The sequence below is a fragment of the Bradyrhizobium sp. CCBAU 51753 genome (assembly GCF_015291565.1).
Lineage (GTDB): Bacteria > Pseudomonadota > Alphaproteobacteria > Rhizobiales > Xanthobacteraceae > Bradyrhizobium > Bradyrhizobium ivorense.
This window is the reverse complement of the sequence record NZ_CP030037.1, coordinates 658826-672236: the sequence shown is the minus strand read 5'-3', so window position 1 is coordinate 672236 and position 13411 is coordinate 658826. Positions and strand designations below refer to the sequence as shown.

Here is a 13411-nt window from a genome sequence, read left to right as displayed (position 1 = left end):
TCATGATCAACGGGGATCTGAGGTTCGATGTACACCGGCAAGCATGCTCATTTGCGCCCGCTGCAACCCGCCTTCATCATGGCCGGCAGCGGCGAGATCGTCACCTATCGCGAGCTCGAGGCGCGCAACAACCGCCTCGCGCATCTGTTCCGCCGGCGCGGCATGAAGCGGCTCGACCACTATTCGATCTTCATGGAGAACAACGACCGCTATCTCGAATCCTGCGGCGCCGGCGAGCGCGCCGGCCTCTACTTCACCTGCGTCAATTCGTTCCTCACGCCGGGCGAGCTCGCCTACATCCTGACCAACAGCCAGTCGCGGATCCTGATCACCTCGCAGCTGAAGCTCGACGTCGCGCGCGAGGCGCTGAAGGAGTGTCCGCAGGTCGAGCTCTGCATCGTGGTCGACGGCGACGGCGAGAGCGAACGTATCGTCGGCCTGACGCAAGCAACCGCCGGCCTGCCGTCGACGCCGATCGCCGACGAGGCGCTGGGCACCGCGATGCTGTATTCCTCCGGCACCACCGGCCGGCCCAAGGGCATCGTGCGGCCGCTGCCGGAGCAGCCGCCAGCACAGAACCTGCCGCTGTTCGATTTCCTGATCAAGCTCTGGCACTACCGCGAAGGCATGGTCTATCTCTCGCCGGCGCCGCTCTATCACTCGGCGCCGCAGGCCGCGGTCAATCTCACGATCCGGATGGGCGGCACCGTCATCATCATGGAGAGCTTCGACCCCGAGCGTTACCTGCAGCTCGTGCAGCAATGGGGCATCACCCACACCCAGCTGGTGCCGACCATGTTCTCGCGCATGCTGAAGCTGCCCGAGGAGGTGCGCAACCGCTACGACCTCTCGTCGCTGGAGATCGCGATTCACGCCGCCGCGCCCTGCCCGGCGCTGGTCAAGGACGACATGATCAAATGGTGGGGCCCGATCATCCATGAATATTACGGCGCCACCGAAGGCCTCGGCTTCACCGCCTGCAACAGCGAGGAATGGCTGGCGCATCGCGGCACCGTCGGCAAGGTCCTGCTCGGCGACCTGCATATCCTAGACGAGAATCTCAAGCCCTGCCCGAACGGCACGCCGGGCACGGTGTGGTTCAAGACCGCTTCGCCGTTCGAATATTTCAACGATCCCGCCAAGACCTCGGAAGCCCGCTCGCCCGACGGCAGCATGAGCACGGTCGGCGATGTCGGCTACATCGACGACGACAATTTTCTCTACCTCACCGACCGCGCCACCTTCATGATCATCTCGGGCGGCGTGAACATCTATCCGCAGGAATGCGAGAACCTGCTGATCACCCATCCCAAGGTCGCCGACGCCGCGGTGTTCGGCGTGCCCAATGTCGATCTCGGCGAAGAGGTGAAGGCGGTGGTGCAGCCGGTCGACGGCGTCGCGCCCGGGCCCGATCTCGCCGAGGAGCTGATCGCGTTCTGCGCGCAGTCGCTGTCACGGCAGAAGGTGCCGCGCTCGGTCGATTTCGAGGCCGAGCTGCCGCGGCTGCCGACCGGCAAGCTCTACAAGCGCTTGCTGCGCGACCGCTACTGGGGCAACAAGACCTCGCGGATCGTGTGAGCGCGGCGGTGCGGCACGCCGGACCGATGCGAGAGGCCGCAACGGACTGGCCCATGGCGCGGATTTCGCGTTATGCTCCGCAATCGCAAGCCTGCATCGCCGGAGGCCGCCATGCCGTCGCCCCAGCCGCGCGAGCCGGAGCCCTCAGCGGCCCGAAGGCTCGAATTCACCGCCGCCGAGATCGGTGCGCTCGCCCATCTCTATCGCGGCGAGATCTACCGCTCCACGGTCTGGCGCACCCGCCTCGACAGCTCGACCAACTGGGCGGTGGTGACCACCGGGATCGCGCTGTCGGCGACCTATAGCAACGCGGAGGCATCGCCGCTGCCGATGGTGCTGGTCGGCCTCCTGGTCACCGTGTTCCTGCTGTTCGAGGCGCGGCGCTACCGCTACTTCAACGTCTGGCGCGCCCGCGCGCGGCTGCTCGAAACCGATTTCTACGCACCGATGATCCGCGGCGAAAGCCTGTCGCCGAACGGGCGCTGGACCGAGCTGCTCGCCAACGACTATCGCCATCCGAGCTATCACATCAGCTATGCCCGCGCGATCGGGCGGCGGCTGCGGCGGACCTATGGCTGGATCTTCGCGATCCAGGCCATCGCCTATTACGGCAAGCTCGCGATCCATCCCGGGCCTCTGACCGCGCTCTCCGAGGTTGCGCAACGCGCGGCCATCGGGCCGATCCCGGGCGACATCGTCATTCTGGCGGGCGTTGCCTTTCACACCAGCTGGGCGATCTTTGCGCTCGTCACCCATCGCCTCGAGGCCGCCAAACGCCGCGAGCGGCGCAACCTGATCGCGATGGGATGACGCTGGTCCGCGTCCCGGTCGGGGCACAGTCTCGCGGCCTGCTGCATGCCGGACCCGACGGGCGCGCGCATTGTCGCCGTCCGGCCTTTCCCATAAGCTCGCCACAGAACAACAAGAATGGGAGGACCCGCCGATGGATGTGATCCCGCTCGCTCCGGGTTTCGGCGCCGAACTGCGCGGCGTCACCCTCGCCGATGTCGCCGCCAGTGATGCCGCCTATGCTGCGGTGCGCGCGGCGTTCGAGGAACATTCGGTGCTGGTGTTCCGCGGCCAGGAGGTCAGCGACGACATCCAGCTCGCCTTCTCGCGCCGCTTCGGCCCGCCCGAGGTGACAAAGGTCGGCTCGATGGGCACCGGCTCGCATTTCGTGATCCTCTCGACCTTCGGGCCCGACGGCAAGGTGGTGCCGTCGGATCACCGCCAGCAGCTGCGCGCCAGGGCCAACCAGCTCTGGCACACCGATTCCTCCTTCAAGCGCGTGCCGGCGCTGACCTCGATCCTCTCGGCGCGCATCATCCCCGAGCATGGCGGCGAGACCGAATTCGCCTCGATGCGGCTGGCGTTCGAGCGGCTCGACGCCGCGCAGGCAAAGCGGCTGGAGAATTGCTTCGCCTGGCACTCCTACGCGCATTCGCGCAGCAAGGTCGCGACCGGGCTCGCGACACCCGAGGAGGTCGATGCGCTGCCGCCGGTGTGCTGGCGCATGGTATGGCGCAATCCGGTCAACGGCCGCGGCGCGCTCTATCTCGCCTCCCACGCCTACGGCGTCGAGGGCATGGATGCCGAGCAAGGCAAGGCGCTGATCGAGGAACTGACCGAGGCCGCCACCGCGCCCGGCACCACCTATCTGCATCAGTGGAAGCAGGGCGATGTCGTGATGTGGGACAACCGCGCCACCATGCATCGCGGCCGCCCCTGGCCGGCGCATGAGGGCCGCCTGATGATCCGCACCACCATCTCCGCCACCGACGCCGACGGCGTCGCGAGCGTGACGCCGCCGTCATCGCAGGCGGCGGAGTGAGGGCGAGCATGTCGTTCCGTCATCCTGAGGTGCGAGCCTTGCGGCGCAATTGCGCCGCTGGGCGAGCCTCGAAGGATGAATCGGCCACCAGCCGGGCCGTGCATCCTTCGAGGCTCGCAAGGGCTCGCACCTCAGGATGACGGGAAACGCTGGGAGTGCGCTGGAGAGATCAGATCAAGCGACAAACTGTCGCTCATCACGGCAAGGAAACTCATCGCTGCATAGCAAAACAAACCGCGAGTTCCGTGCCTCACCACACTATTCCCGGACCATGGAAATTTTTGCTCTGGCGCGTCATCCGAATTGCCAATCCCTGCGCGCCCCTCGCCGGTTGCCCGGCGGGCTCACCATGGTATCGTCAATGCCAATCGGCCATTGAGACCGAGTTGTGTGGAGGGGACTATGCGGAGCGTGCAAGCGCTGGCCGTCGCGGTGGTGTCTGTTCTGGCGATCAGCGACGTTTCATATGCGAACGGCGAGCCGAAATCCGGCGGCATCTTCAGGATCTATCACCGCGACAGTCCCGGCAGCGCCTCGATCCACGAGGGCGCGACCTATTCGCTGAACGTTCCGTTCATGCCGATCTTCAACAACCTCGTCATCTTCGACCAGCATATCGCCCAGAACAGCGCCAAGACGATCCGGCCCGAGCTGGCAGAGAGCTGGGCCTGGAGTGGCGACAACAAGACCCTGACCTTCAAGCTGCGCAACGACGTGAAATGGCATGACGGCAAGCCGTTCACCGCGGCCGACGTCAAATGCACCTTCGACATGCTGATGGGCAAGTCGCAGCAAAAGTTCCGGCAGAACCCGCGCAAATCCTGGTACGACCAGGTCGACGAGGTCACCACCAACGGCGACTATGAGGCCTCGTTCAAGCTGAAGCGGCCGCAGCCGGCGCTGCTGTCGCTGCTCGCCTCGGGCTATACGCCGGTCTATCCCTGCCACGTGTCGCCGGCAGAGATGCGCACCAAGCCGGTCGGCACCGGTCCGTTCAAGTTCGTCGAGTTCAAGGCCAACGAGTCGATCAAGCTGACCAAGAACCCGGATTACTTCAAGAAGGGCCTGCCCTATCTCGACGGCATCGAGTTCACCATCATCCCGAACCGCTCCACCGCGATCCTCGGCTTCGTCTCCGGCAAGTTCGACATGACGTTCCCGACCGAGGTCTCGATCCCGCTGCTCAAGGACGTCAAGTCGCAGGCGCCCAATGCGGTCTGCGTGGTGGAACCGAACAACGTCTCCACCAACATCATCATCAATTCGAGCGCGCCGCCGTTCGACAACATCGACATCCGCCGCGCGCTGGCGCTGGCGCTCGACCGCAAGGCGTTCATCCAGATCATGTTCGAAGGCCAGGGCGACATCGGCGGAACCATGGAGCCGGCGCCGCAGGGCTTGTGGGCGATGCCGAAGGAGATGCTGGAATCGATCCCCGGTTACGGCCCCAACATCGAGAAGAACCGCGAGGAGGCCCGCAAGCTGATGCAGAAGGCGGGCTATGGCCCCGACAAGCACCTGCAGCTCAAGGTGTCGACCCGCAACATCGCGGTCTATCGCGATCCTGCGATCATCCTGATCGACCAGATCAAGAGCATCTATATCGACGCCGAGCTCGATGTCGTCGACACCGCGCAGTGGTTCCCGAAGGTCGCACGCAAGGACTATTCGCTCGGCCTCAACCTCACCGGCAACGCGGTCGACGAGCCCGACCAGTCGTTCTACGAGAACTATGCCTGCGGCTCGGAGCGGAACTACACCAACTACTGCAACAAGGACATCGAAAAGCTGTTCGACCAGCAGTCGGAGGAGACCGACGTCGAGAAGCGCAAGAAGCTGGTCTGGGACATCGACAAGAAGCTGCAGGAGGACGTCGCCCGTCCAATCATCTTCCATGCAAGGACCGGAACCTGCTGGCAGCCTTACGTCAAGAACATCACGGTAATGTCAAACAGCTCCTATAACGGCTATCGATACGAGGACGTCTGGCTCGACAAGTAGTCGAGGCCCGAGCGCGCTTTCGAGCGAAGTGGAAGACCGTTCGCGTCAAGAGAGCGCGTCAAGTAAGCTACGGGTCAGGGAGAAGAGCCAGGGTGTTTGCCTATATCGTCCGGCGGCTATTTCTGATGCTCGTGACCCTGTTCGGGATCTCGGTCATCATCTTCGTGCTGCTGCGGGTCGTGCCCGGCAACATCGTCGACATCCTGTTCGACGCCGCCGGCTTCGTCGATCCCGCCGACAAGGCCAATCTCGAGCGCGAGCTCGGCCTCAGCCAGCCGATCGTGATCCAGTATCTCAACTGGATCGGCGGCCTGCTGCACGGCGATCTCGGCTATTCCTATGTCTCGGAGAAGCCTGCGCTGCAGGAGATCTTGCCGCGAATCCCGATCACCGCGCGGCTCGCCGGGCTGGCGCTGCTGTTCTCCGCCTCGATCGGGATTCCGCTCGGCGTCATCAGCGCCGTGCACCAGGGCTCCAAGCTCGATTACGCGCTGCGCGTCGTCAGCCTCAGCGGGCTGTCGCTGCCGTCGTTCTGGCTCGGCCTGTTGATCCTGATGGCCTCGGTCTCGCTGTTCGGCACCATGCCGATCTTCAATCCGAACCCGCGAACCTGGTTCGAGGCGTTCAGCATCTATGCGGTGCCGGCAGCGGCGGTCGGCTTCCGCAGCGCGGCGCTGACCATGCGCATCACGCGCTCCTCGATGCTGGAGATCCTGCGCCAGGACTATATCCGCACCGCGCGCGCCAAGGGCGCCTCCGAAGCCTCGGTGAACTACCACCACGCGCTGAAGAACGCGGTGCTGCCGGTGATCACCGTGATCGGCATCGAGGCCGCGTTCCTGATCGGCGGCCTGATCGTCACCGAGACCGTGTTCAACATTCCCGGCATCGCCCGCTTCCTGGTCGAAGCGCTGCGCTGGCGCGACTATCCGATCGTGCAGAACCTCGTGATGTTCATCGCCGTCGTCGTGGTGGTGGTGAATTTCATCGTCGACATGCTCTATGCCGCGATCGATCCGCGGATCCGGTTCGGAGACTGACATGACAACGTTGGTCGAAGTCCGAGCTCCGGTCTCACCTCGCCCCGCTTGCGGGGAGAGGCATAGGCCGCCGTCGGCGGCCGTTGAGAAGAACGCCGAAGCAAAGCTTCGGCTATGTCGCATCGCAGATGCGATCCGGGTGAGGGGGAGTCTCCGCGAATCCAACTCTCACCGCGCTTGCGGAGACTCCCCCTCACCCCAACCCTCTCCCCGCAAGCGGGGAGAGGGGGAGGATAGTTCCGCGAACGCGGAGCAAGGAAACTAGCCGTGGCCACGATCAATTTCGAGAGCGAACTGCGACGGGCCGGGGCCAACGCCACCGGCGGCTGGGGGCGGTTTGCGTTCCTGGCGCAGCGCCATGTGCTCGGCACCGTCGGCCTGATCATCATGGTGCTGTTCGTCTGCACCGCGCTGTTCGCCGACCTGATCAGCCGCTACGATCCGCTCAGCGTCGATTCCGCGCACCGGCTGGCGCCGCCCTCGGCGCTGCACTGGTTCGGCACCGATTCCTTCGGCCGCGACGTCTGGAGCCGGATCATCCATGGCGCGCGGATCTCGCTCGCGGTCGGCATCGGCTCGACGACATTGGGTGCGACGCTCGGCGTGATCGTCGGGCTCACCTCCGGCTATCTCTCCGGCTGGGTCGATCTCCTGTTCCAGCGGGTCACCGACATCCTGCAATCGCTGCCGCTTTTGGTGCTCGCGCTGGTGATGACCGCGGCGCTCGGCCCGTCGCTGCCGAACGTGATCCTTGCGATTGCGATCCCGCTGATCCCGACGGTCGCCCGCGTGATCCGCGCCAACACGCTGGCGCTGCGCGAGCAGCCCTTCGTCGAGGCCGCCAAATCGATCGGCATGAGCGAGATGCGGATCGCGCTGCGCCACGTGCTGCCGAACACCATCGCGCCGCTGATCGTGCTGGCCACCGCGCAGCTCGGCTCGACCATTTTGACCGAAGCGTCGCTGTCGTTCCTCGGCCTCGGCATTCCCGAACCCTATCCGTCCTGGGGTCGCATGCTGTCGGAATCCGCCGCCGAATATGTCCGCACCGCGCCGTGGCTGGTGATCTTCCCGGGCATTGCCATCAGCCTTGCGGTGTTCGGCACCAATCTGTTCGGTGACGCGTTGCGCGACATCCTCGACCCGAGGCAGCGCGGCTGATGAGCGAGGCAACCACGGCAGAAATGGTTCTCGATGTGAAGAACCTGCAGACGGTGTTCTTCACCAATTCCGGCCTGTTCCGCGCGGTCGACGACGTCTCGTTCTCGGTCCGCCGCGGCGAAACGCTGGCGATCGTCGGAGAATCCGGCTGCGGCAAGAGCGTCAGCGCGCTGTCGATCATGCGCCTGGTGCCGGATCCGCCCGGCCGCATCGTCGGCGGCTCGGTGATGCTCGAAGGCACCGACCTCCTGAAGCTCGACGATGCCGCGATGCGCGACATCAGGGGCAACCGCATCTCGATGATTTTCCAGGAGCCGATGACCTCGCTCAACCCGGTGATGCGGATCGGCGACCAGATCATCGAGGCGGTGCGGCTGCATCAGAACGTCAGCAGCAAGGAGGCCTGGAAGCAGGCCGTCGACATGTTGAGGCTGGTGCGCATCCCCGAACCGGAGCGGCGCGCCCACGAATATCCGCACCAGCTCTCCGGCGGCATGCGCCAGCGCGCGATGATCGCAATGGCGCTGGCCTGCCGGCCGGCGCTCTTGATCGCCGACGAGCCGACCACCGCGCTCGACGTCACCATCCAGGCACAGATCCTGGCGCTGATCGTCGACCTGCAAAAGCGGCTCGGCACCGGCCTGATCCTGATCACCCACGATCTCGGCGTGGTCGCGCAGACCGCGCAGCGCGTGATCGTGATGTATGCCGGCAAGAAGGTCGAGGAAGCCACCGTCGAGGCGCTGTTCGAGACCCCGCTGCATCCCTACACCCGCGGGCTGATGGCCTCGATGCCGGCGGTGATCGCGCTCGGCGCCAAGACCGACGAGCGGCTGACCGAAATTCCGGGCATGGTGCCGTCGCTGACCAAGCTGCCGCCCGGCTGCGCGTTTGCGCCGCGCTGCAAGCTCGCGGTCGACCGCTGCCGCCAGGAGTATCCGCCGCTCGGCGAGGTCAAGAGCAATCACTGGGCGGCGTGCTGGCGCGCCGGCGAGCTGGCGGAGGCGTCATGACCGAACAGCGCCCGCTCCTCGAGGTCACCGATCTCGTCAAGCACTACGCGGTGCGCGGCGGCGTGCTGCGCCGGCAGGTCGGCACCGTGCACGCGGTCGACGGCGTCAGCTTCGCGCTCGGTACCGGCGAGACGCTCGGCCTGGTCGGCGAATCCGGCTGCGGCAAGTCGACAGTGGCGCGCACCGTGTTGCGCCTGGTCGAGCCGACCAGCGGCGCGATCAAGCTCGACGGCGAGGACATCGCGCCGCTCAGCAAGACCGCGCTGCGGCCGTACCGCCGCTCGATGCAGATCGTGTTCCAGGATCCGTTCGCCTCGCTCAATCCGCGCATGACGGCGGGCGACATCGTCGGCGAGCCCTTGAGCGTGCATGGCCTTGCGACCGGTGCGAAGAAGCAGGAGCGCGTCGCGGAGCTGTTCCAGCAGGTCGGGCTGCGGCCCGACCAGATGAAGAACTTTCCGCATCAGTTCTCCGGCGGCCAGCGCCAGCGCATCTGCATCGCGCGTGCGCTGTCGCTCGGGCCGCGGCTGATCGTCTGCGACGAGCCGGTCTCCGCGCTCGACGTCTCGATCCAGGCGCAGGTGATCAATCTGTTGATCGACCTGCAGCGCAAGCAGAACTTTTCCTATCTGTTCATCGCGCACGACCTCGCGGTGGTCGCCCATATCAGCCATCGCGTCGCGGTGATGTATCTCGGCCGCATCGTCGAGATCGCCGACAAGCGCGAGCTGTTCGCCAATCCGCGCCATCCCTACACCCAGGCGCTGCTCGCCTCGGTGCCGATCGCCGACCCCAAGGCCAAGCGGCTCACGCCGCTGATCGACGGCGACGTGCCGAGCCCGATCAACCCGCCCTCCGGCTGCGCCTTCCACACCCGCTGCCGCTACGCCATGGATCGATGCAAGACCGAGCGGCCGATGCTGAAAGAGGCGGGCGTGGGGCATCAGGTGGCGTGCTGGCTGAATGACGGTACGGGGCGGAGTGAAGGCGCGTAAACCGTCATTGCGAGCGAAGCGAAGCAATCCATCTATCCGTTCGCGGCGGCGTGGATTGCTTCGTCGCGGAGTTTATCATCGGGCCGGCCAGAGGCCGGACCCGTTGGCTCCTCGCAATGACGCGTGGTTAGGCCGCCTGCTTATCGACCTCGATCTCCACCACGATCTTCCCCGTCGTCACCTGCTCGCCCTCGGCGACGTCGATTGCCGACACCGTGCCAGCGACGCCGGCGGTGTGGACGTGCTCCATCTTCATCGCCTCCAAGGTCATGACCGGCTGGCCGGCCGCGACCTTGTCGCCGGCCTTCACCAGCACCGCGACGACGCGGCCGTTCATGGCGGCGCGGACCTTGCCGTCGCCGCCGGCTGCGTTCGCCGACTCCGGCGGCGCCAGGGTGAGATCGCGGACCGACAGAGTGACGCCGCGGTGCAGGATGAAGAGCCGGTCGCCATCGCGCAGGAATCTTGCCGATTCCATCAGGCCGTTGCGGCGGAAGCGGATGCTGTCCGGACCGAGCTCGTCGATCTCGAGGCTGAAGCGATCGCCATTGCGGGTGACGAGATAGCTGCCGTTGCGCTCGCGGACAATCTCGATCTCCTGCACGCCGTGGCCGAGGTCGATCCGCAAGCCCAGCGGAAACGTCGCGGCGAGTGATCGCCCGCCCTGCCATGGCGGCGCGTAGCAGTTGGTGACATAGAGCAGCAGCGCCGCGAGTGCGGCGTCGCTGGCTCGATCGGCGCGCGATGCAAGCAGCGCATCGCCGTTCTGGCCGATGAACGCCGTGGTCGCCTCACCTTTGGCAAAGATCGGGTGACGCAGGCAGTCGATCAGAAATCCCTGATTGGTGGTGACGCCGAAGGCCGTGACCTGCTCCAGCGCGCAGATCAGCTTGCCGCGCGCCTCATCGCGGGTCGCGCCGTGGCTGATCACCTTGGCGATCATCGAATCGTAGAACGGTGGAATTTCGGAGCCGGATCGCAGCGCGTGCTCGACCCGGATGCCATCGGGCATCTGCCATCGCGCCATCGTGCCGGACTGCGGCATGAAATCGTGCGAGGCGTCCTCCGAACACAGCCGCACCTCGATGGCATGGCCCGAGAAGGTGATGTCGTCCTGCGTCAGCCCGAGCGGCTGGCCGCTTGCGACGCGGAGCTGCAGCTCGACCAGATCGAGCCCGGTGATCGCCTCGGTAACGGGATGCTCAACCTGCAGCCGCGTGTTCATCTCCATGAAGTAGAAATGCCCGTCGCGATCGAGCAGGAACTCCAGCGTGCCGGCGCCCTCGTAGCCGATCGCCTTGACCGCCTGCACCGCGACCGCGCCCATTTGCGCACGCAGCGCCGGCGTCACCGCCGGCGACGGCGCCTCCTCGATCAGCTTCTGGTGCCGCCGCTGCACCGAGCAGTCGCGCTCGCCGAGGTGGATGGCGTTGCCGTAGCGATCGCCGAACACCTGAATCTCGATGTGGCGGGGATCGACGATGGCACGCTCGAGAATCACGCCTGGGTCACCGAATGCGCCCTGCGCTTCCGAGCGCGCGCCGCGCAGCGCATCCGGGAACGCGGCGGCATCCGCGACCAACCGCATGCCGCGCCCGCCGCCGCCGGCGACCGCCTTGATCATCACGGGAAAGCCGATCGCCCTGGCTTCCGCCAGCATGACCGCGTCGCTCTGGTCGGCGCCCTGATAGCCGGGAACGCAGGGCACACCGGCCCTTTGCATGATGTCCTTGGCGCCGGCCTTGTTGCCCATCGCGCGGATCGCCTCCGGCGACGGCCCGATGAACACGAAGCCAGCATCGCGGCAGGCTTGCGCAAAATCCTCGTTCTCGGCGAGGAAGCCGTAGCCGGGATGCACCGCGCCGGCGCCGCTCGCTTTGGCCGCGGCGATAATCGCATCGATCTTCAGATAGGATTGCGCGGGCAGCGCCTCGCCGATCCGCACTGCCTGATCAGCTTCGCGCACGTGCAGCGCATCGCGGTCGGCATCGGAATAGACCGCGACCACGCCGTAGCCGAGCCGCCGCGCTGATCGCATGATGCGCAGCGCGATCTCGCCGCGGTTGGCGATCAGGATCTTGAAGAACGGCGTCCGCTTCACCCCCGTTCCGCTCATGGTCGCGCCACCGAGAACTGCATCGGCTGCGGTGTGCGCGCCTCGGCCTCGCGGCAGATCGCAAGCACCTCGGCGAGCACGCTGCGGGTGTCGCGCGGATCGATCACGCCGTCGTCGAGCACGCGGGCGCTGGTCGAGAACACGTCCATCTGGCCGTCGAACACGCCTGTGATCTGCGCCTTCATCGCCTCCAGCTTCTCCTTCTCGACCGGCTTGCCGCGCCGCGCCGCGGCGGCCTCGGTGACGATCGCCATGGTCTCGGCGGCCTGCTCGCCGCCCATGACAGCGGTCTTGGCGTTCGGCCAGGAGAAGCAGAAGCGCGGATGGAAGCCGCGGCCGCACATGCCGTAGTTGCCGGCGCCGAACGAGGCGCCGCAGTACAGCGTGATCTGCGGCACCGTCGCCGAGGTCACGGCCTGGATCATCTTCGAGCCGTGCTTGATCATGCCGGCCTCTTCATAGGCCTTGCCGACCATGTAGCCGGTGGTGTTGTTCATGTAGAGGATCGGCGTGCGCGACTGGCAGCAGGCCTGGATGAAATGCGTCGCCTTGTTGGCGCCGGGCACGTCGAGCGGGCCGTTGTTGGTGATGATGCCGATCGCGTGGCCCTCGATGCGAGCATGGCCGCAGACCGTCGCCGGGCCGTAATTGGCGCCGAACTCGGTGAAATCGGAATCGTCGATGAAGCGCGCAATCGCCTGCCGCATGTCGACGGGACGCTTGTGGTCCATCGGCATGATGCCGAGCAGCTCTTCCGCGTCGTAACGCGGTGGCTTGACCGCGGCCGCCTCGCGCGCCGGACGATCCCAGGGCAGCTTGGCCATGATGTCGCGCGCGATGCGCAGAGCATCGCGATCGTCCTCGGCAAGATAATCGCCGAGGCCGGAGATCGTGGTGTGCATCTCGGCGCCGCCGAGCTCCTCCTCGGTCGCGATCTCGCCGGTCGCGGCCTTCAGCAGCGGCGGGCCGGCAAGGAAGGCGCGGGTGCGGCCGCGCACCATCACGATGTAATCGGACAGGCCGGTCTGGTAGGCGCCGCCGGCCGTCGACGAGCCGTGGGTGACGGTGACAACCGGAAGCCCCGCCGCCGACAGCCGCGCCAGATTGCGAAAGATGTTGCCGCCGCGGACAAAGTCCTCGACGCGGTAGCGCAGCAAATTGGCGCCGGCGCTTTCGACCAGCTGCACATAAGGCAGCTTGTTCTCCAGCGCGAGCTCCTGCACCCGCAGCGTCTTGTCGAGGCCGTAAGGCTGCAACGCGCCGGCATCGATCCCGGCGTCGTTGGCGCTGACCATGCAGCGGATGCCAGAAACGAAGCCGATGCCGGCGACGAGGCCGCCGCCGGGCACGCTCTTGTCCGCATCCGGCACGTCGAACATGTAACCGGCCAGCGTCGACAATTCGAGGAACGGCGAGCCGGGATCGAGCACCAGCGCGACGCGCTCGCGCGGCAGCAGCTGCCCACGGCTGTGGAAGCGGTCCTTGGCGGCCGCCGATGCGGCTCGGGTACGCTCTTCCAGGGCGCGCATCCGCGCAATCAGCGCCAGCATGCCGTCGCGGTTGGCGAGGTAGGCGGCGCTGCCGGTGGCGATGGTGTTTTCGATGATGGGCATGAACTCTCCCGCTCGTCATTGCGAGGAGCGAACCGACGAAGCAATCCATACCCTCCCTGGTGG

At 66.1% G+C, this 13411-nt stretch carries 10 protein-coding genes; 8 read left to right on the top strand and 2 right to left on the bottom strand.

The annotated features are described in order from the left end of the window. The first annotated feature begins 27 nt into the window (after positions 1–27). The 8 genes from XH93_RS03100 (at position 28) to XH93_RS03065 (ending at position 9619) form a co-directional block, all read left to right on the top strand. On the top strand, positions 28–1578 hold the full coding sequence (locus XH93_RS03100; protein ID WP_194472352.1) for an AMP-binding protein: 1551 nt from the start codon (positions 28–30) through the stop codon (positions 1576–1578). 111 nt (positions 1579–1689) lie between these two features. After that, positions 1690–2388 (top strand): DUF2270 domain-containing protein, encoded by a 699-nt coding sequence (locus tag XH93_RS03095; RefSeq protein ID WP_229174334.1) that lies wholly within the window; start codon positions 1690–1692, stop codon positions 2386–2388. 133 nt (positions 2389–2521) lie between these two features. Further along, positions 2522–3409: a TauD/TfdA family dioxygenase gene (locus XH93_RS03090; protein WP_194472351.1), complete on the top strand. Its 888-nt coding sequence runs from the start codon at positions 2522–2524 to the stop codon at positions 3407–3409. Positions 3410–3811: 402 nt separating this feature from the next. After that, positions 3812–5410: an ABC transporter substrate-binding protein gene (locus tag XH93_RS03085; protein WP_194472350.1), complete on the top strand. Its 1599-nt coding sequence runs from the start codon at positions 3812–3814 to the stop codon at positions 5408–5410. Positions 5411–5502: 92 nt separating this feature from the next. Continuing rightward, positions 5503–6450 carry an ABC transporter permease gene (locus XH93_RS03080; protein ID WP_139479775.1) on the top strand — a complete coding sequence of 316 codons (948 nt, stop codon included), beginning with the start codon at positions 5503–5505 and terminating at the stop codon, positions 6448–6450. 267 nt (positions 6451–6717) lie between these two features. After that, positions 6718–7611: an ABC transporter permease gene (locus XH93_RS03075; RefSeq protein WP_194472349.1), complete on the top strand. Its 894-nt coding sequence runs from the start codon at positions 6718–6720 to the stop codon at positions 7609–7611. Beyond that, positions 7611–8624, top strand: coding sequence for an ABC transporter ATP-binding protein (locus XH93_RS03070; protein ID WP_194472348.1), 1014 nt, complete (start codon positions 7611–7613; stop codon positions 8622–8624). Before XH93_RS03075 ends, XH93_RS03070 begins: the two co-directional genes overlap by 1 nt. Further along, entirely contained in the window at positions 8621–9619 is a 999-nt protein-coding gene (locus XH93_RS03065) for an ABC transporter ATP-binding protein (RefSeq protein WP_194472347.1), read from the top strand. The genes XH93_RS03070 and XH93_RS03065 overlap by 4 nt, the downstream gene beginning before the upstream one ends. Positions 9620–9746: 127 nt before the next feature. Here XH93_RS03065 and XH93_RS03060 read toward each other — a convergent pair whose 3' ends face one another. Continuing rightward, entirely contained in the window at positions 9747–11735 is a 1989-nt protein-coding gene (locus tag XH93_RS03060; RefSeq protein WP_194472346.1) for an acetyl-CoA carboxylase biotin carboxylase subunit, read from the bottom strand. Next, positions 11732–13348, bottom strand: a complete 1617-nt coding sequence (locus tag XH93_RS03055) for an acyl-CoA carboxylase subunit beta (protein WP_194472345.1) — start codon at positions 13346–13348, stop codon at positions 11732–11734. The genes XH93_RS03060 and XH93_RS03055 overlap by 4 nt, the downstream gene beginning before the upstream one ends. Positions 13349–13411: the final 63 nt, after the last annotated feature.

Coding starts and splice junctions, on each gene's coding strand:
- XH93_RS03100 (WP_194472352.1), top strand. CDS start 28: ATGTACACCGGCAAGCATGCTCATTTGCGCCCGCTGCAACCCGCCTTC.
- XH93_RS03095 (WP_229174334.1), top strand. CDS start 1,690: ATGCCGTCGCCCCAGCCGCGCGAGCCGGAGCCCTCAGCGGCCCGAAGG.
- XH93_RS03090 (WP_194472351.1), top strand. CDS start 2,522: ATGGATGTGATCCCGCTCGCTCCGGGTTTCGGCGCCGAACTGCGCGGC.
- XH93_RS03085 (WP_194472350.1), top strand. CDS start 3,812: ATGCGGAGCGTGCAAGCGCTGGCCGTCGCGGTGGTGTCTGTTCTGGCG.
- XH93_RS03070 (WP_194472348.1), top strand. CDS start 7,611: ATGAGCGAGGCAACCACGGCAGAAATGGTTCTCGATGTGAAGAACCTG.
- XH93_RS03065 (WP_194472347.1), top strand. CDS start 8,621: ATGACCGAACAGCGCCCGCTCCTCGAGGTCACCGATCTCGTCAAGCAC.
- XH93_RS03060 (WP_194472346.1), bottom strand. CDS start 11,735: ATGAGCGGAACGGGGGTGAAGCGGACGCCGTTCTTCAAGATCCTGATC.
- XH93_RS03055 (WP_194472345.1), bottom strand. CDS start 13,348: ATGCCCATCATCGAAAACACCATCGCCACCGGCAGCGCCGCCTACCTC.